The organism is Actinoplanes sp. NPDC021490 (genome assembly GCF_055562135.1).
This window is the reverse complement of record NZ_JBVHFW010000004.1, coordinates 445,834-464,354: the sequence shown is the minus strand read 5'-3', so window position 1 is coordinate 464,354 and position 18,521 is coordinate 445,834. Positions and strand designations below refer to the sequence as shown.

Annotated in this window: 17 protein-coding genes; 9 read left to right on the top strand and 8 right to left on the bottom strand. The window is 72.3% G+C overall.

Going from position 1 to position 18,521, the window contains the following annotated elements:
• Window positions 1-8: 8 nt before the first annotated feature.
• The gene (locus ACZ3I4_RS13930; RefSeq protein WP_465382435.1) at window positions 9-1,547 is read right to left on the bottom strand and encodes a beta-N-acetylhexosaminidase; all 1,539 of its coding nucleotides are present in this window, start codon (window positions 1,545-1,547) and stop codon (window positions 9-11) included.
• Between the two features lie 39 nt (window positions 1,548-1,586).
• Between ACZ3I4_RS13930 and ACZ3I4_RS13925 the strand changes: the two genes are divergently transcribed.
• From ACZ3I4_RS13925 to ACZ3I4_RS13890, 8 genes are all read left to right on the top strand, one after another.
• On the top strand, window positions 1,587-2,789 hold the full coding sequence (locus ACZ3I4_RS13925; protein WP_465382261.1) for an amidohydrolase family protein: 1,203 nt from the start codon (window positions 1,587-1,589) through the stop codon (window positions 2,787-2,789).
• A 10-nt stretch (window positions 2,790-2,799) separates the two neighbouring features.
• Window positions 2,800-3,180: a RidA family protein gene (locus ACZ3I4_RS13920; protein WP_465382260.1), complete on the top strand. Its 381-nt coding sequence runs from the start codon at window positions 2,800-2,802 to the stop codon at window positions 3,178-3,180.
• Window positions 3,181-3,305: 125 nt separating this feature from the next.
• Window positions 3,306-3,608 carry an urease subunit gamma gene (locus tag ACZ3I4_RS13915; RefSeq protein WP_465382259.1) on the top strand — a complete coding sequence of 101 codons (303 nt, stop codon included), beginning with the start codon at window positions 3,306-3,308 and terminating at the stop codon, window positions 3,606-3,608.
• On the top strand, window positions 3,605-3,979 hold the full coding sequence (locus ACZ3I4_RS13910) for an urease subunit beta (RefSeq protein WP_465382258.1): 375 nt from the start codon (window positions 3,605-3,607) through the stop codon (window positions 3,977-3,979). Before ACZ3I4_RS13915 ends, ACZ3I4_RS13910 begins: the two co-directional genes overlap by 4 nt.
• Entirely contained in the window at window positions 3,976-5,694 is a 1,719-nt protein-coding gene (locus tag ACZ3I4_RS13905; protein ID WP_465382257.1) for an urease subunit alpha, read from the top strand. Before ACZ3I4_RS13910 ends, ACZ3I4_RS13905 begins: the two co-directional genes overlap by 4 nt.
• A 1-nt stretch (window position 5,695) precedes the next feature.
• Window positions 5,696-6,340: an urease accessory protein UreF gene (locus ACZ3I4_RS13900; protein ID WP_465382256.1), complete on the top strand. Its 645-nt coding sequence runs from the start codon at window positions 5,696-5,698 to the stop codon at window positions 6,338-6,340.
• A 31-nt stretch (window positions 6,341-6,371) separates the two neighbouring features.
• Window positions 6,372-7,085, top strand: a complete 714-nt coding sequence (gene ureG, locus ACZ3I4_RS13895) for an urease accessory protein UreG (protein WP_465382434.1) — start codon at window positions 6,372-6,374, stop codon at window positions 7,083-7,085.
• Entirely contained in the window at window positions 7,082-7,819 is a 738-nt protein-coding gene (locus ACZ3I4_RS13890) for an urease accessory protein UreD (RefSeq protein ID WP_465382255.1), read from the top strand. Before ureG ends, ACZ3I4_RS13890 begins: the two co-directional genes overlap by 4 nt.
• 83 nt (window positions 7,820-7,902) lie before the next feature.
• Here ACZ3I4_RS13890 and ACZ3I4_RS13885 read toward each other — a convergent pair whose 3' ends face one another.
• From ACZ3I4_RS13885 to ACZ3I4_RS13855, 7 genes are all read right to left on the bottom strand, one after another.
• Window positions 7,903-8,805, bottom strand: a complete 903-nt coding sequence (locus tag ACZ3I4_RS13885) for a sigma-70 family RNA polymerase sigma factor (protein WP_465382254.1) — start codon at window positions 8,803-8,805, stop codon at window positions 7,903-7,905.
• 131 nt (window positions 8,806-8,936) lie between these two features.
• Window positions 8,937-9,191 carry a hypothetical protein gene (locus ACZ3I4_RS13880; protein WP_465382253.1) on the bottom strand — a complete coding sequence of 85 codons (255 nt, stop codon included), beginning with the start codon at window positions 9,189-9,191 and terminating at the stop codon, window positions 8,937-8,939.
• Window positions 9,192-9,534: 343 nt separating this feature from the next.
• Window positions 9,535-11,658: a protein kinase domain-containing protein gene (locus ACZ3I4_RS13875; RefSeq protein ID WP_465382252.1), complete on the bottom strand. Its 2,124-nt coding sequence runs from the start codon at window positions 11,656-11,658 to the stop codon at window positions 9,535-9,537.
• A 497-nt stretch (window positions 11,659-12,155) separates the two neighbouring features.
• Window positions 12,156-14,888 carry a cyanophycin synthetase gene (gene cphA / locus ACZ3I4_RS13870; protein ID WP_465382251.1) on the bottom strand — a complete coding sequence of 911 codons (2,733 nt, stop codon included), beginning with the start codon at window positions 14,886-14,888 and terminating at the stop codon, window positions 12,156-12,158.
• The gene (locus tag ACZ3I4_RS13865; RefSeq protein ID WP_465382250.1) at window positions 14,885-15,691 is read right to left on the bottom strand and encodes a cyanophycinase; all 807 of its coding nucleotides are present in this window, start codon (window positions 15,689-15,691) and stop codon (window positions 14,885-14,887) included. The genes cphA and ACZ3I4_RS13865 overlap by 4 nt, the downstream gene beginning before the upstream one ends.
• Before the next feature lie 65 nt (window positions 15,692-15,756).
• A complete protein-coding gene (locus ACZ3I4_RS13860) occupies window positions 15,757-17,331 on the bottom strand; it encodes an MFS transporter (protein ID WP_465382249.1) in 1,575 nt (524 codons plus the stop codon).
• Window positions 17,332-17,340: 9 nt separating this feature from the next.
• On the bottom strand, window positions 17,341-17,823 hold the full coding sequence (locus ACZ3I4_RS13855) for a winged helix-turn-helix transcriptional regulator (protein ID WP_465382248.1): 483 nt from the start codon (window positions 17,821-17,823) through the stop codon (window positions 17,341-17,343).
• Between the two features lie 55 nt (window positions 17,824-17,878).
• Here ACZ3I4_RS13855 and ACZ3I4_RS13850 point away from each other — a divergent pair, with 55 nt between their 5' ends.
• A complete protein-coding gene (locus ACZ3I4_RS13850) occupies window positions 17,879-18,388 on the top strand; it encodes a PaaI family thioesterase (protein WP_465382247.1) in 510 nt (169 codons plus the stop codon).
• The last annotated feature ends 133 nt before the right edge of the window (window positions 18,389-18,521 follow it).

Below are 18,521 nucleotides of genomic sequence, written 5' to 3'. Positions count from 1 at the left end.
CATCAGACTCACCCGCCCGATGGCAAGCGCGCCGTCATCTCCCCCAGCTCGGCCCGGCGGTCGGCGCGCGTCCGCGGGTTGCCCGGCGCGTCCGGCCGCGCGTCCCACGGCCGGGGCCCGGTGAGCGGCCGGTAGTTGACGCCGAGCGCGTCCAGCCGGGGCAGGTGGTCGGCCAGCCGCTGCTCGAATTCCGGGTACGACCGGCGGCCCCAGACCGCCTCGGCGAACGCGCTGAGCCGCGGATAGGTCATGTAGTCGACGGCGCGGGCCGAGTCCATGTGCTCGGTCCACACGTTGGCCTGCCCGCCCAGCACCAGCTTCCGTTCCGGTTCCGACAGCCCTTCCGGTACGGGTTCGAACGCGTACACGTCGGCCAGGGTGAGCCGGGTGCCCACCGGGGTCGGCTCGCCCGGGTCGTCCGACTGGCGGTAGTCGAGGTAGGCCCCGATGTCCGGGCACGACACCACCGGGTGCCCGAGCCGGGCCGCGACCAGGGCCGGCCGGGGCCCGCGCCAGGCGGCCACGACCGCGCCGGCCGGGGCGCCGCCCTCGAGGATCTCGTCCCACCCGAAGACCCGGCGCCCGCGCGTGGCGAGGTGCTCGGCCATCTGCGCGGTGAACCACGGCTGCCGGCCGGGATCGTCCCACTCGTCGGTCGGGCACTCGTCGCCGCCGATGCCGATCAGCTCGCCGGGGAACACGTCGCAGAGATGGTCGAGGACGTCCCGGCAGAAGCCGAGCGACTCCTCGCCCAGGTTGAGCACGTGTGACGAGATGCCCCAGCTCGTACGCACCTCGCGCGGGCCGCTGCCCAGCCCGGGATAGGCCGCCACGGCCGCCTGCATGTGCCCCGGCATGTCGACCTCGGGCACGACCCGGACGTGCCGCTCCTCCGCGTACGCGACGATCTCGCGCAGATCGCCGGTCGTGTAGAACCCGCCGTGCGGCCGGCCGTCGTACCGCCCGTGCTGCCGCGCCCCGAGCATGCTTTCGCGCCGCCACGCGCCGGCCTCGGTGAGCCGCGGCCATCCCGGCACCTCCAGTCGCCAGCCCTGGTCGTCGGTGAGGTGCAGATGCAGCACGTTGAGTTTGTGGAAGGCGGCCAGGTCGACGAACCGCAGCACGTCGGACACCGGCATGAAGTGGCGGGCCACGTCGAGCATCACCCCGCGCCACCCGTACGCGGGCCGGTCGCCGACGGTGACGGCCGGGACGGTCCAGTCGGCCGGGCCCGCCCGGCGCAGCGCCTGCGGGGGCAGAAGCTGCCGCAGGGTCTGGCCCCCGTAGAAGACGCCCGCGGCCGACCCGCCGGTGATCTCGATCCCGCCGGGGGCACACGTCATCGCGTACGCCTCGGGGTCGAGCCGGTGGTCGACCCGGAGCCGGACGCCGTGGTCACCGGCCGGAAGCGGGCAGCGCAGCACCCCTCGGAGCCACTGCCCCACGCCGGCCAGCTCGGGCGGGCAGTCCAGCGGGGTGCCCGCCCACAGCCGGAACTCGCCGTCCGCCGCGTCCACCGTTTCCGGCTCCGGCACCAGCCCGCGCATCGTCACCCCTTCAAGATAGTGTCGGCGCGGGAGGTGGCCTTGACCTACGACTTGCTGCTGGCGGGCGGCGACCCGTTCGACGTGGCCGTCACCGCGGGGATGATCGCCGCGACCGGCCCCTCGCTGCCTCGCGACGCCCGCGTGATCGCCGACGTGTCGGGCCGGCTCGTCACCCCGGGTCTGATCGACCTGCACACCCACGTCGGCCCCGGCTATTGGGGCATCGCCCCCGATCCCGTCGCCTGGCACACCGGCGTCACCACGTGGGTCGACGCCGGTTCCGCCGGGGCGTACACGCTGGACGGCCTGCGCCGGGTCGCCGCCACCGCCGCGGTGCGCGTCCCCGTGCTGCTCAACATCGCCGCCCTGGGCCTGGCCGGGCGCACCGGCGAGAGCCGCGACCTGGACCACTGCGACGTCCCGCTGGCCGTCGACACCGTGCAGGCCAACCGCGACCTGATCCGCGGTCTCAAGGTGCGCATCGACCGCGACACCGTGGGCGGCAACGGGGTCGAGCCGCTGCGCCGCGGCCTGGCCGTCGGGGAGGCGTGCGGCCTACCGGTGATGGTCCACATCGGCACCACGCCACCGCGGCTCGACGAGGTGCTCGAACTGCTGCGCCCGGGCGACATCGTCACGCACAGCGCCAGCGGCATCGCCTCGCCGCTCGGGCCCTCGGTGCGCGCGGCCGTCGACCGGGGCGTGCTGCTCGATCTCGGCCACGGCTCCGGCGGGTTCGCCTTCGACGTGCTCGAACGGCAGCTCGACCTGGGTCTGCGGCCGCACACGATCTCGACCGACCTGCACTGCCGCTCGCTCTACGGCCCGGTCTTCGACCTGCCGACCACGATGGCCAAGGTGCTCGCGGCCGGCGTTCCGCTGGGCGAGGTGCTCGAGATGGTCACCGTACGGGCGGCGAAAGCCCTGGGCCTGCCCGGCGGCACCCTCGAGGTGGGCGCGCCGGCCGATCTCGCCGTGTTCGAGGTGCGCGCCGGGGAGCACGAGCTCGTCGACTCGCACCGCCAGACCCGGGTGGCCCCCGTACGCCTGGTCAACCTGGCCACGTACGTGGGCGGCCGCCTGTTGCCGCCCGCCTGGCCCGCCGCTCCCCCGCCGTGGTCGCCGCTCACCCCGGCCCAGCGGGGAGCGCTGGCCCGCCGCGAACAAGCGCTGCGCGAGCTGCTCAACGCCCCGCTGGTCGGCGCCGAAGCCCTCGAAGAACAGTTCCCACGCGACTATTAGGAGACAAGCAATGCCCAAGCGCGCCCTCAAGGTCGAGAACGCCGCCCCGGCCGGCGGCCCGTACTCGCACGCCGTGGTGGCCGGCGACTTCATCTACCTGGCCGGCGCGGTGCCCGCGCTGCCCGACGGCACCCGGGTCACCGGCAGCTTCGCCGAGCAGGCCCACGCCGCGTTCCGCAACCTGGTCGCGGTGGCCGAGGCGGCCGGGTCCAGCCTCGACCAGGCCGTCCGGCTCGGGGTCTACCTGCGCGACTTCGACGACTTCGCCGAGATGAACGAGATCTACCAGCAGTACGTGAAGGGCTCCGAACTGCCCGTACGCACCACCCTGCCGGTGCCGCTGGTCGGCTTCGATATCGAGATCGACGCCGTGCTCTACACCGGGGCCTGACCGTTTCTCCCCTGGGCCGCGCCCCGCGTCTGCTTTGATCGACATGGTGCTTTCCGCACCGGCCGGGTAACACGTCGGAAACGTCGAACTGCGAGCATCGCGGAGCGCTACCCAGGGAGGTCCGCTTGTTCCTCAGCCAGCACGAGCAGGAACGTCTGCTCATCCACGTCGCGGCCGACGTGGCCCGGCGGCGGCAAGAGCGCGGGCTCAAGCTCAACCATCCGGAAGCCACCGCCATCATCACCGCCTTCCTGCTGGAGGGCGCGCGCGACGGGCGTACGGTGGCCGAGCTGATGGATTCCGGGCGGCGCGTGCTGACCCGCGGCGACGTCATGGACGGCGTGCCCGAGATGCTGGCCGAGGTGCAGGTGGAAGCCACCTTCCCCGACGGCACCAAGCTGGTCACCGTGCACGGGCCGATCTCGTGAAACCCGGCGAGATTCTCTTCGGAGACGGCGACATCGAGATCAATCCGGGTCGCGAAGTGCTTTCCCTGACCGTACGCAACACCGGCGACCGTCCCGTGCAGGTCGGCTCGCACTTCCACTTCGCCGAGTGCAACGCGGCGCTCGATTTCGACCGCGCGGCCGCCTGGGGCCATCGTCTGGCCGTCCCGGCCGGCACGTCCGTCCGCTTCGAACCCGGCATCCCGCGCGACATCTCGCTGGTCGCCCTGGCCGGCGCCCGCATCGTCCCCGGCCTGCGCGGCCTGGCCGGCGGCCCGCTGGACGCACGCCCGGCCGAGGCGCCGCCCGGCCTGGAGGCGCCCGCCGAGCCCGAGAACGGAAGCCCGCGATGACCACCCTGGATCGTGGGCGTTACGCCGCCCTCTACGGCCCCACCGCCGGCGACCGCATCCGCCTGGCCGACACCAACCTGCTCATCGAGATCGAGGAGGACCGCAGCGCCGGTCCCCGCCCCGGTGACGAGGTCGTGTTCGGCGGCGGCAAGGTGATCCGCGAGTCGATGGGCCAGTCGCGGGCCACCCGCGCCGAGGGCACCCCCGACACGGTCATCACCGGCGCGGTCGTGCTCGACCACTGGGGCATCGTCAAGGCCGACCTCGGCATCCGCGACGGCCGCATCGTGGCGATCGGCAAGGCCGGCAACCCCGACACGATGGACGGCGTCCATCCCGACCTGGTGATCGGCCCCGGCACCGAGGTGATCGCGGGCAACGGCAAGATCCTGACCGCGGGCGCCATCGACAGCCACGTGCACCTGATCAGCCCGACGATCCTCGACACCGCGGTCGCGTCGGGCATCACCACGATCATCGGCGGCGGCACCGGCCCGGCCGAGGGCACCAAGGCGACCACCGTGACCCCGAACGCGTGGCACCTGGCCCGCATGCTCGAGGCGATCGACGCGTACCCGGTGAACGTTCTGCTGCTCGGCAAGGGCAACACCATGTCGGCCGAGTCGATGTGGGAGCAGCTGCGCGGCGGGGCCGGCGGCTTCAAGCTGCACGAGGACTGGGGCACGACCCCGGCGGTGATCGACGCCTGCCTCAAGGTCGCCGACGCGTCCGGCGTCCAGGTGGCCATCCACACCGACACGCTGAACGAGGCCGGCTTCGTCGAGGAGACACTGCTCGCCATCGCCGGCCGGTCGATCCACGCCTATCACACCGAGGGCGCGGGCGGCGGGCACGCACCGGACATCATCACCGTGGCCGGGCAGCCCAACGTGCTGCCGTCGTCGACCAACCCGACCCGGCCCTACACCCGCAACACCCTCAGCGAGCACCTCGACATGCTGATGGTCTGCCACCACCTGAACTCGGCCGTGCCCGAGGATCTGGCTTTCGCCGAGAGCCGCATCCGCCCGTCCACCATGGCCGCCGAGGACCTGCTGCACGACCTGGGCGCGATCTCGATGATCGGCTCGGACTCGCAGGCGATGGGCCGGGTCGGCGAGGTCATCCTGCGGACCTGGCAGACCGCCCACGTGATGAAGGCCCGCCGCGGCGCCCTGTCCGGCGACACGACAGCCGACAACAACCGGGCCAAGCGGTACGTCGCCAAATACACGATCTGCCCCGCGGTCGCCCACGGCATGTCGTCGCAGATCGGCTCGGTCGAACCGGGCAAGCTGGCCGACCTCGTGCTGTGGGATCCGGCCTTCTTCGGCGTACGGCCCGCGCTCGTCCTCAAGGGCGGCATGATCGCCTACGCCCAGATGGGCGACGCCAACGCCTCGATCCCCACCCCGCAGCCGATGCTCCCGCGCCCGATGTTCGGGGCCAAGGGCGTGGTGCCGGCCCAGACGTCCCTGGCCTTCGTGGCCGAGGCCGCCATCGACGCCATGCTGACCGACCGCGCCGGCGTGAAGCGGGCCTTCACCCCCGTCGAGAGCACGCGCGAGGTCACCAAGGCCGACATGCCGCGCAACGACGCCCTCCCCCGGATCGAGGTCAACCCGGACACGTTCGAGGTCCGCGTCGACGGCGAGGTCGTCGACCCCGACCCGGTCACCGAGTTGCCCATGGCCCAGCGCTACTTCCTCTTCTGACGTGAGCCTCGCGACCCTCCTCGTGCTGGCCGACGGGCGGCTGCCGTCCGGCGGGCACGCGCACTCCGGCGGGCTCGAGGCCCAGGTCTCGGCCGGCCGGGTCAAGGATGTCGAGGCCCTCGCCGGCTTCCTGCGGGGCAAGCTCGCCACCTCGGGGCTGGTCGCGGCGGCGTTCGCGGCCGCCGCCTGCGCGCGACCGGGTGAGTGGGCCGAGCTGGATCAAGGGCTTGATTCCCGTACGCCGTCACCGGCGCTCCGGAAGGCGTCCCGCGGGCAAGGTCGGGCTCTGCTCCGGGCCGCCCGGGCCATGTGGAGCGTTCCGCCCGTCGGTCGTGAGGCGCACCAGCCGGTCGCGCTGGGGGTGGTCGCGTCGGGCGCCGGGCTGCGGCCCGCGGAGGCGGCGGTCGCGGCGGCTCACGGCACAGTCAGCGGGGCGGCCTCGGCCGGTGTACGGCTGCTGGGTCTCGATCCCTATGCGGTGCACGGGCTGCTGGCCCGGCTCGCCCCCGAATGCGACCGGATCGCGGCCGGCGCCGCGGCCCGGTGCCACCAACCTGTCGACGAACTGCCGGCCGCGGGCGCTCCCCTGCTCGACATCGGCGCCGAACTCCACGCCACCTGGGAGGTGCGTCTCTTTGCATCCTGAACAGCACGAGCACTCCGTCGCCGGTGGGGCTCTGCCCCACCCCTCGGACGGCTACGCCGCCCCGCACACGCACGACCCCGGCGAGGTGCCGCACACCCATCCCGACCCGGGCGTCGACCCGCACGCCCCGCTGCACCCCGGGCCGCGGGCCCTGCGGGTGGGCATCGGCGGACCGGTCGGCTCGGGCAAGACCGCGCTGGTGGCGGCGCTGTGCCGGGCCCTGGGCGACGAGATGCGGCTGGCCGTCGTCACCAACGACATCTACACCACCGAGGACGCCGACTTCCTGCTGCGCAACGGGGTGCTGCCGGCCGAACGGGTGCGCGCGGTCGAGACCGGCTGCTGCCCGCACACCGCGATCCGGGACGACATCTCGGCCAACCTGGACGCGGTGGAGGACCTGGAAGCGGCACTCGGCCCGCTCGACCTGGTGCTGGTGGAGAGCGGCGGCGACAATCTGACCGCCACGTTCAGCAAGGGCCTGATCGACCAGCAGATCTTCGTGGTCGACGTGGCCGGCGGCGACAAGGTACCGCGCAAGGGCGGCCCCGGCGTCACCACGGCCGACCTGCTGGTCATCAACAAGACCGACCTGGCCCCGATGGTCGGCGCCGACCTGTCGGTGATGGACCGCGACGCGAGGGCCCGCCGCGGCGACCTGCCGACCGTCTTCCTGTCGCTGGTCGGCGACCGCACGGCCACACCGGTCGCCGAGTGGATCCGCGGCCTGGTCGCCAAGGCGTGAAGGCCTTCTCCCGGGTCGTCGCCGAACTCGACGGGCTCGGCGGCACCCGGCTGGCCGTCCTGCACAGCGAGTCGCCGCTGCTGCTGCGCCGCACCGGCGCGGGGCCGGCCACCACCGTTCATCTCGTGGGCGGCGGCGCCGGACCGCTGCGCGGCGACGACCTGCGGCTGGACATCACGGTCGGCGCCGGCGCGACGCTCGAGATCCGCAGCGTGGCCGCCCAGCTCGCGCTGCCCGGTCGCGGTCACCTGCCCCGGTCCCGGCTCGAGATCACCGCGACCGTGGCCACCGGCGGAACGCTGCGCTGGCTTCCGGAGCCGCTGATCGCCGCGGCGGGATGCGACCATCTCACGGTCACCCGCGTCGACGTCGAGGACGGCGGGTCGCTGCTCTGGCGGGACGACCTGGTGTGCGGCCGCCACAACGAGACGTCCGGCGACGTCCGCACGGACACCACGATCCGGTACGCCGGCCGCGCCCTCTATCGGCACGAGCTGGCCGTGGGCCCGGGCGCGCCGGGCTGGTCGGGGGCGGCGGTGCTGGGCGGCGGCCGGGCGATCGGCACCCTGGTCGCCGCACCCACCGGTCCCGCGCCCCGGTCGGGCCCGGGCGACTTCGCCGTCATGCCGCTGGCCGGGCCGGGCGTGCTGGCCACCGCGGTCGGCGCCGACATCCGCCCGGTGCGGGCCGCCCTCGACCCGCTCTGCGAACTCCGCCCGGAGCCGGCCCGCTGACATCCGCTCGGTGCGGCCGCCCTCGATCCGCTTCGCGAGCCCGGCCCGAGCCGGTCCGCTGACGGAACGAGGGCGGCTCTACCTCACGCCGCTACCGCGATCGGCACCCCGTGCTCGTCGGTGAGCGCCAGCCGGGTGTGCAGATTGCCCTGCTGGGCGACCCGGGCGAAGTACTCCGACCGGCGGCGTTGCATGCAGCCCTTGCGCGTACGGGGCCCGCCCGCGGCCACCGTGAGCAGCTCCGGCGCCAGCGAGCTGTTGAGACCCTCGCGCAGCAGCTGAAGCGCCTCGGTGCGCAGCTGCGAGATGCGCGACTCGGTCACGCCCAGCCTGGCCGCGACGTCGCTGAGGGGTTGCTCCTGCAGAAACGATTCGGTGACCACCATGCGCAGCCGCTCGGGCAGCGCCTGGATCGCCTGATGCAGATAGCCGAGACGTTCCCGCTTGAGCAGCAGGTCCTCGGGTCCCTCCGACGTCTCCGGCACCATCTCCTCGGCCGCGCCCGTGGGGAAGCCCTGCAGGCTGAGCAGGGCCGCCTTCTGCACGTCGTCCTCGACCGTGGCCAGCTCCGCGATGCCGATGCCGAGCAGCTCGGCCACCTCGGCGTCGGTCGGGGTGCGGCCCAGCGCGGCGGTGAGCTCCTGCCGGGCGGCCGCGCTCTTGCGGGCGCGGGCCCGCACCGAACGGCTCGCCCAGTCCTGTCCGCGCAGCTCGTCGAGGAGCGCGCCACGGATGCGTACCGCGGCGAAGCGGTGGAACGGGATCCCGCGGGTCACGTCGAAGGATCGGGCGGCGCCCAGCAGCGCGGCGAAGCCGGCCGAGGACAGGTCGTCCGCATGGACGTGACCCGGTACCCGGTTCAGAAGTTCCCGGACCAGATGGCCAACCATCGGCATGTGTTCGCGGACGAGGTCCTCGATGTCACGCGCGGATGGCGCGTCGTGGGTCGTGCCGATGGTGGCGGGGAGTTCGGTCGCGTCGGTCACGTATGTCCTCCTCGCTCGTACTACCGGTGGTGTGAAACCGGCTGATGAGGAGAACTTTTGCGCTCGAAAGGTGCGAAGGCGGCCGAACTCGGTTGCTTTTAGGGTGCTTTACGCGAGAAAAGCTCAGGTTTTCAGTGGAACGCGGCGGCACGCCGGGGCTCGAGCACCCCGGTGAGTTCCGAGTGCACCCAGTGCATGCGGCGGACCGCGACATCCGGGTGATCACCGAACTCCAGCGCCACCTCGGCCGCGCATCCATCGCTGCCGTGCCGCAGGATCATGGCGGTCACAGCCTGCTCAACGGCCTCGTTGGTCGGGCACTGAGACGGCTGGAGGTCGGAGACGAACAGGGCCTCCGCAGCCAGATCCTTGACAATGCTGATCATGTCGAACTCCCCGATGGACGACAACCTGCTGTACGCGGCACCCAGTGCCCGTTCATGGGCTTTCGCGACAAAAGACCCGCGTACAGTTCCGCTATCTCATCTTTGCCTGCGCACGGTCCCCGCCCGGCCGCCACGCCGGGTGAAACGGAGGAAAGTGCCTGATGCATCGGTTTCACAGTAACTCCGCATCGTCCGGTGTGACGTCCGATTTTTGCCGTTGACCTGTTCACCATCCGACCCTCGGACTTCCGGCGACCCCGGATGTGCATACGGGCCGCTCCCCGGCTCCTGACGCCGGGCACGAAAAAGGCCGGCTCGTGCGAGCCGGCCTTCATCAGTGCGGTTACGGAGTGGGGCAGTCCTCGGGGAACGCGTCGTCGCATTCTTCGGGACCGTTGGCGTCGATCGTCGGCTTGCCCGTCGTGACCGGGGGCTCCGTGACCGGCTCGGTCGCCGGCGGCGTCGTCGCCGGCGTGGTCGGCGGAGGCGGCGGAGGCGGCTCCGTAGTGGCCGGCGGCGTGGTGCCCGGCGGGGTCGTCGGCGGCGGCGTGACTCCCGGCGACACCGGCGACGTAGTGGTCCCCGGGTCGGTCGTGGTCGTCGGCGTGGAGCCCGGCTTGGTCGGGGTCACGTCGATGACACCGCCGTCACCGATCGAGATGCCCGGGATCGGCGACGTGGTCGGCCCGAGCCGGACCTGTCCGTTGGCCAGGTGCTCGACGTAGCGGGACGGTTCGCCCGGCTTGGCCGACACGAACGCCTCACAGGTCGAGCCGTTCAGCGAGAAGGCCATCGGCGGCGTGTTGCTGTCTTTGTACCGGCCGTTGAGCTTCATCGTCACGGTGTCGAGCGGCGGAATCGCCATGGTGCCGTCGACGGTGACGCCCGCCTTCTTCTGCACCAGCTGGACGTCGCCGCCACCGCTGATCACCTGGTCGCCCGGCATGAGGAACCAGAGCTTCCAGTTCTCGATCGGCGTCTGGTTGCGGTTGGCCACCGTGACCTGAGCCTGGAACCGGCTGTTCTGATCGCGCCAGACGGAGTAGCTGACCACGCAACGCTGGTTCGGAGGCACGGCGGCCGCGGCCGCGCCCTTGGCCTTCTCACCGGCGGCGCCGGTCAGGCTCCACCCGTACGTCCCCACGCCCAGCAGCAGCACGCCCAGGGCCACCACGAGCACGCGGCGGGTCTTGGTCTGCGAGATGCGGGTCCAGGACGGCGAGGTGGTGCGGCTCGACTTCTCCGGCCCGTCCGACTGGTTGCCGAACGCCGGGCGCAGGCCGGCCGACCCCGCCGCCGCCACCGGGGCGGCGTTGTAGACCGGACCGGACGGCAGATCGGCGAAGCGGCTGTTGCGGGCCGGAGCGTCCGACCCGGGCTCGGCCGCCTCGGAGGCGGCAGCACCCGCGGCGGCAGCACCCGCGGCCGCGGCAGCACCAGCCGCCGCAGCACCGGCCGGAGACCGGTCGGCGGCCGGCGGCACGGAGGCCGGCGGCGCAGCGGCCGGCGAGACCGGAGCCGCACCCGAGCCGAGGATCTCGGCATAGGCCTGCGGCGACGGCAGGATCGTGGTGTCCTCGCCGCCCTCGGACCACTCGGGCACATAGCCCCGGGCGGTCGCCGGCGCCCCGGACGCCAGCGCGGCCAGGATGCGGGCCAGTTCGGCGCTCGACGGACGGTCGGCCGGCCGCTTCTCGAGGCAGCGCCCGACCAGGGCGTCCACCTCGGGGGGCAGGCCGTCGACGGCGGGCAGCGGCTCGGGCTCGGTGTATTGGTGAGCCCGCAGCAGAGCCGTCGTCGTGCCGACGTCCCACGGCAGCTGGCCGATCAGCGTGCGATAGATGAGCAGGCCGACCGCGTAGACATCGGTGGCCGGGCTCACCTGGCCGCCCTCGAGCCGCTCGGGCGCGAGGTAGGCCGGCGTGCCGAGCAGGCTGCCGTCGGGGTCGATGTCGTTCTCGCCGATCAGGGCCGAGATGCCGAAGTCGACGACCTTGGCCCCGGTCTGCGTGAGCATGACGTTGGCCGGGGTGACGTCGCGGTGCACGATGCCCCGCGAGTGTGCGGCGGCGAGCGCCGCGGCCACCTCGGCCGTTATCCGCACGGCGTGCTGCCAGGGCAGCTTGCGCACGCGGGCGAGCACGGCGGCGAGCGACTCGCCGTCGATCAGCTCCATGACGACATAGGGCACGGGCTCACCGTCGACGGTGGTCGCCTCGCCGTAGTCGTAGACATTGGTGATATTGGGATGGCTGAGCCGAGCGGCAGCCTGAGCTTCCGCGCGCAGTCGGCGCCGGAACGCCGGGTCCGCGCTTGTCGACGGTGGCAGAACCTTCACCGCGACCTGGCGCCCGAGGACCTCGTCGAACCCTCGCCACACCACTGACATCCCGCCGGCGCCGAGCCGCTCGACCAGTCGATAACGACCGGCCAGCAGACTCGAACCCGGAAGGTCCGTCGTGCTCATGTGCCCCCACATGCGCGCTTCGAAGAAACACCGAGTTGCACCGCCATGCCCCTCGGCGTCGGGGTGCCCGATCAAGAGTCGGACGTTCCCCATCGACGGAAGGGATGCTAGCCGATGATCGGCCCCCTAACGATCCCGCGCACACACCGTCTTACCTGCGGTTCATCACGGTCCGTTTCCGACCGGATCGCACCCGCGACGGGTGCCCGTCCAGTACCCGAAAGTCGGATCTCTGACCGAAAGCCGGGTGCATTAACCGGGGACGCACCAAGATGCCCGCTTTATCGGAAGTTTCGTCTTGCGAGAGTTTTCGAGCGTCCAGCCTGGACAGGCCGACCGGCGGTCACGCCACTGTCACTCAAAGCGATGGGCACCGTCACCCAAAATTGTTAGCCGTAGTGCAACTATCGAGGGATCTACCTGTGCAACCCCGCCTGAACGGACAGCCCCCGCGGCTGATCAGCCCATTTCGCGTGCCAACCTGCCCGGATGGCGTGTCAGCCGTGATAACCGGGGAGGGAAACCCGCTCGTTCCCCATTATTGATCTTCCCGGAGACTGTACGACCCAGGGTCCACGTCCCGGAAGGGTCGGCGCCGCCCCGGCCGCCGCGACCGCACCCAATTCGGCGAGCAGGGCCAGCACGGGGGCCAGCTTCTCGTAGACGACCAGGACCACGTCGCCCGGCCGGGCCAGGCGCAGCGCCTCGATCACGGCCTCCCGGCAGTTCCCGGCCCGCACCGAGCACAGCTTGGGCCGGCGCGCCCGCATCTCGCGCTCGACCAACGAGGACACCTCTCCCGGCGTACGGCCGCGGGGGTCCTCGTCGTCGTAGAGCACGACCCGGGTGACGCCGTCGGCGACAACCTGCGCGCAGGCGGCGATCAGGTCGTCGCGCCGGTCCCCGGGCAGGGTCAGGGCGGCGACGCAGCGGTCCGGGCCGAAGAGCCGGTCCAGGGTGCGCAGAGTGGCCGCCAGCGCCGCCGGATTGTGGGCATAGTCCACAAACACCGACACGTCGCCGATCCGCAGCAAAGTTCCACGGCCGGCGTTCTCGACGGTGGGCTCGAACTCGGCCACGCGCCGGCACACCGCCTCCTGGCCCGCGCCCAGCGCCCGGGCCGCCGCCATCGCCGCGAGCGCATTGGCCACCACGTGCGGCGCCGCACCCCCGTACGCCCCCGGCACCTCGGCCACCCGCAGAAGCGACGTCCGCCGTGCCCCGGTCGCCTGCAGCACCCACCCGTCGTCGGCCAGATAGGCCGTGCCGCCGCGGGCCAGATGTTCGACCACCACCGGCTGGTTGGCGTCGAGCCCGAACCACACCACCCGCTTCCGGTCGGCGCGCACCCGCGGGCGGTCGACCATCGTGCGCACCCACGGGTCGTCGGCGTTGAGCACCAGCGTCCCGCCGTCGCGCACCCGCTCGGCCACCAGCGCCTTGACATGGGCCAGATCCTCGATCGTGGCCAGGCCGTCCTGACCGAGGTGATCGGCGGTGATGTTGGTGAGCACGCCCACGTCGGACCAGTCGTAGCCCAGCCCGCGGTTGAGCAGCCCGCCGCGCGCGGTCTCGAGCACCGCAGCCTGGACCCCCGGGTCGCCCAGCACCATCTGCGCCGACAGCGGCCCGGTGGCGTCGGCCCGGAAGACGACCCGCCCGCCGATGCGTACGTCGTCGGTGGTCGTCAGGCCCACCCGCAGCCCGGCGTCGGCCAGCAGGTGCGCGGTCATCCGGGCCACGGTGGTCTTGCCGTTGGTGCCGGTGATCGCGACCGTCGGGATCCGGCCGTTGGAGCCGGCCGGGAACATCGCCCGCACGATCGCGTCGCCCACGTCGCGCGCGCGGCCCCGCACCGGGGCGAGATGCATGCGCAGGCCGGGCACGGCGTTGACCTCGATCACCCCGGCGGCCACGTCGGCGCCGACCTCGACCGGGGGCACCGGTTCGCCGATGCCGGGCAGGCGCAGGTCGATGCCGGCGATGTCCAGCCCGAGCAGCGCGGCGACCCGCAGGCACAGCCGCTCCACCTCGGGATGCACGCTGTCGGTGACGTCATGGCTGGTGGCGCCGGTGGACAGGTTGCCGGTGTCGGCCAGCCACACCTGCTGCCCGGTGGCGGGCACGCTTTCCCCGGTGAGCCCCTGCCGGACGAGCAGCGCGGGCACCGGCGAGATGCGGGTCAGCACCCGCGAGTGCCCGATTCCGCGCCGGGGGTCGGCGTTGACCCGCTCGATCAGCTCGTCGATGGTGCTGCGCCCGTCCCCGACGACGTGCGCGGCGATCCGTTCCGCGGCCGCGACGACCTCGCCCGACACCACCAGCACGCGGTAGTCGCGGCCGCCCAGCTGCCGTTCGACGATCACGTCCTGGCCGGCCGCCCGGAACGCCCGCTCGACCTGCTCCGGCGTGTTCAGGTGCAGGGCCACGTGCTCGCCCTGGCTGCCCTGGCGGGGTTTGACCACAACCGGGCCGCCGAGCCGATCGAGCCAGGCCACCGCGTCGCCGAGCGTACGGGCGGCTCCGCCCACCGGCATGGGAACGCCCGCCTCGGTGAGCAGCCGCCGGGTCACCTGCTTGTCGCCGGCGATGTCGATGCCCACCCCGCTGGTCCGGTCGGTCATCGCCGCCCAGGCCAGCCGCCGCCGATTGCCCCAGCCCAGCCGGAGCAGGCTCAGGTCGTCGTAGCGCTCGACCGGGATTCCGCGCCGCCGGGCCGCCGCGATGATCGACCGGGTGCTGGGGCCGGCCGCTTCCCGTTCCGCGCGTGCCGCGAGATCGTCCAGGACCAGTTTCCCCGTACGCCCGTCAACCACCGAAAGCACCAGGTCGACCGCGGTCCGCAGCAGTTCGTAGGGCACCTGGGAGCCCGGCGACTCGTCGACCGGGCACTCGATGATCAGGTTGTAGCAGCCGGGCTCGCCGTCGGACACCGTGCGGCCGAAGCTCACGTCCCGCCCGATCAGCTGGGACAGCTCGAGGCACACGTGCTCGGTGACGTGCCCGAAATAGGTGCCGCCCCGCAGCCGGCTCACGAACCCGCCCGGCGATCCGGCCGCGCAGTGGTGCTCGGCCAGCCCCGGCAGCACCCGGAGCAGACGCTCGGCGAAGCCGGTCACGTCGGAGGTCTCGACGCCGGTCAGCTCGCCCAGGCGCAGCCGGGCGACCACGGCCGGCCGGGAGAGATAGACGTTGGGCCCGCGCAGGTGACGCAGGCGCTCGATCTTCATGACGCCTCGTTCTCGATGACGCGGGGCCGGCGGCCCGTGAGGTGGAACGCGTGCCCGGCGGGCAACACGTGCAGGCGGCAGCCGGTCAGAGCGATCGGGCCGCGGTCGGGCACCCGGATGTCGCTCGCGCACCCCGCATCGACCACCGTGACCGCGCCGCTGCCCAGCACCTCGAAGGCGTCGCCGTCGGTGAGAATCGCGGTGTCCTCGTCGATGCCCAGTCCCAGCTCGTGCGGAGCGAGAGCGACCGCGCTGAGCAGCCGGTTGACCCGCCCGCGCTCGGCGAAATGCTGGTCGATCAGCACGCCGGGCAGAAACTCGAGTCCCGGGCCGGTGCGCACGCTCGCCCGGGACACGCCCGGGCCGTCGCCCTCGATGATCATCGTGCCCGACATCATCGCCGCGCCCGCGCTGGTGCCGCCCAGCACCAGCGCGCCGGTCGCGACGAGCTCCTGCAGCAGCGAGTCGGTCAGCGTCCCGCCGATCACGCGGGTGATCCGCTCCTGGTCGCCACCGGTGAAGAAGACCCCGGTGGCCGCGCGGAGCACCGGCTCGACCCGGGCATCACCGGCGGCGGCCCGGTCGCCGATCCGCAGCGCCTCGACGTGACCGGCGCCCAACGAGCCGAAGGCCCCGGCGTACTCGGCCTCGGCCTCCGCCGGCACCACACTGGCCGTCGCGACGACCACGATCCGGGCCGAAGGACCGCCCGCCAGCTCGACGAAGCGGCCGAGCAGGGCCGGGCCGGCCGCCCCTCCGATGATCAGCAGGCGGCTGCGGCGTGCGTCGACCACACTCGACACGACACCTCCTCAGCCGGGCGGACTGCCACCTTCGAGGTTAATCGACACAAATCCGAAACATCCGGCTAATTGGCTTTGTCGGCCGGAAGCAGGTGCGTCACCTCGGGCGGCCCCTCGGCCAGCGCGACGGCGTGCTTCTCGGCCTCCTCGTCGCTCCCGGTCAGCCGGCCCTCGTGCTGTCGCAGATGGTCCTCCCACGTCGGCACCTGATAGACCTCGACGTAGCGAACCGGATCCTCGCCGTCGCGGAACAGGCCCCAGCGCGTCGCCCCGGTGCGCAACCGCGTCAGCCGTACGGGATCCATCGCCTCGACGAAAGCGTCCGACTGCTCGTCCCGTACCCGATAGATCGCGGTGACCAGCACGGGACCCTCGTCGAGATGCGGCTCGAACATGATGTGCGGCTCGGCCCAGAAAACCGCGGGACTGCGGTCGGCGTCGTCGTGCTCGTGCACCGGCAGCCAGAAGACGGTCGCCGTGCCCAGCAGCATGACCACCGCGGCCGCCACAAAAGCCGAAGACAGCCCGAGCGCCTCGGCCACCTGACCCCACACCAGCGCGCCGAGAGCCTGCGACCCGGCGAACACCACCTGATAGAGGCCGAAGCCGCGGGCCCGCACCCAGTTCGGCAGCAGCAGCTGCAGGCTGGCGTTCATGCGCGAGACCAGGCACATCCAGCCCGCCCCGGCCGGCACCAGCACGGCGGTGACGGCGAACTCGTCCGGCACGAGCGCGGTCACGAGCAAGGCGCCGGCATAGACGACGCCGGCCACGACGATCAGGCGGTTGGCCGACAACACCCGGCGGAGGCGGGGCATCAGCAGCGCGCCGGCGATCGCGCCCACACCGAGCGCGGCCAGCAGGATGCCATAGCCGCTCGCCCCCAGCCCCAGCTCCTGATGCGCGACGACGGGCAGAAGACCCCAGACGACACTGCCCGGCAGCACGAACAGGGTCACCCGGATCAGCAGCCGGCGAACGTCCGGGGAGTATCGGACGAACCGCCCCCCGGCGCGGACGGCGGGCCCGAAACGCTCCGGGTGACCCGGGCCCTGACGGGCGGGGCGGCGCCAGAGCAGCAGGGCGAGGGCGAAGACCCCGTACGAGAGGGCATTGAGCGCGAAAACCGCCGCCGACCCGATGTGGGCCACCAGCAGACCGGCCACGGCCGGACCGGCCGAGCGAGCCAGATTGGTGTTCACCGCACCGAGAGCGGACGCGGCCGGCAACTCCTCGCGCGACACGATCTCGGGGATGACCGCCTGCCAGGTCGGCAAGGTGAGGGCCTGGCCGACACCGAGCAGAAAAGTGAAGATCAGCAGAAGCGGCGGCGACATCCGGTCGAGCACGGTGAGCGCGGTCAGCACCACCCCGACCAGGAACAACGCGACCTGGACGGCCAGCAGCAGGCGGCGGCGGTCGAGCGCGTCGGCGATCGCCCCGGCCGGCAGCGCGAGCAGCAGGACAGGCAGCATCGTGACGGTCTGCACGAGGCTGGTCCAGGTGGCCGCGTCCGGCTCGGGCACGACCAGCCACTGCGCGCCGACCGTCTGCATCCAGGTGCCGACGTTGCCGGCCAGCACCGCGATCCAGAGCATCCGAAACAAGCGCCCCCGCAGCGGCGCCCAGGGCGAGTCCACCCCGGCACCCTAACGACGGCGCGCGCCCGGCCCCGGCTCAGGCAACACTTCCCGCAGATCGCCCACCTGGTGGCCCTCGTCGCAGGTGAGCGCGACACCGACCCGCCCGCCGCACTCGCGGTGCCCGAAAACCAGGGGCGAACCCTCGGGCCCGGCCAGATAGCGGTCACCCCAGGCGGCGACGGCGACCATGACGGGGTAGAGGTCAAAGCCTTTCGGGGTGAGCCGGTATTCGTGGCGGACCCGGGCGCCCGGCTCCCGATAGGGAACCCGGTGCAGCACGTCGTGCTCGACGAGCATGGCCAGCCGGTTGGTGAGCACCTGCCGCGGAATGCCGGTGCGCACCCGCATGTCGTCGAAGCGCCGGACCCCCGCGAACACCTCACGCAGGACGACGACAGTCCACTTCTCGCCCAGAATCTCCATGGCCCGGCCGATGGTGCAGTTGTCGACCGACCAGTTCAGAGCCTCGGGCGCCGCTGTGGAACTCATGACAGAACCCTAAGTCCACTGGACAGACCCAGCAAGGCGGTGCCAGGCTGCGTCCATGACCGAGACCCAGCAGGCCGCCACCCGTACCCGCACGTTCAGCTGGTCCGACCCCTCGGTCCACGCGTCGATGATCGGCCGGAGCACCGGCCTGGAACTTCTGCAGGCGATAGCGTCGGGCGACCTCCCGGCCCCGCCGATCATGCAGCTGATCGACCTGGTGTCGATGTCGGTAACCGAAGGTTCGGTGACTCTCCTGCTCGACCCCCAGGAGTTCCACTACAACCCGCTCGGCACGATGCACGGCGGGGTCATCTCGACGCTCCTCGACACGGCTGCCGCGTGCTCGGTCCACAGCACCCTTCCCGCGGGAGTGGGGTATACGAGCCTTGATCTCAACGTGAGGTTTCTCCGGGCGGTTACGTTGTCGTCGGGGCGTCTCTCGTGTTCGGGATCGGTCGTTCAGGCTGGTCGGCGGACCGCTCTCGCTGAGGCTCGTCTTTTCGATTCTTCTGGGCGTCTTGTTGCTCAGGCTATGTCCAGCTGCATGTTGTTTCCTCTGCCCTGAGGCTTGTGCGGCTTGCTTCCGGGGTTCTGCGTTGGGCTTTCTTGCGCTGGGACGGCTGGGGGACGAGGTGTCCCCGCCAGGCAGGAAAAGCAGCTATTCCTGGGGGGGGCCCCGCCTGCCCCAGCCGTGCGGG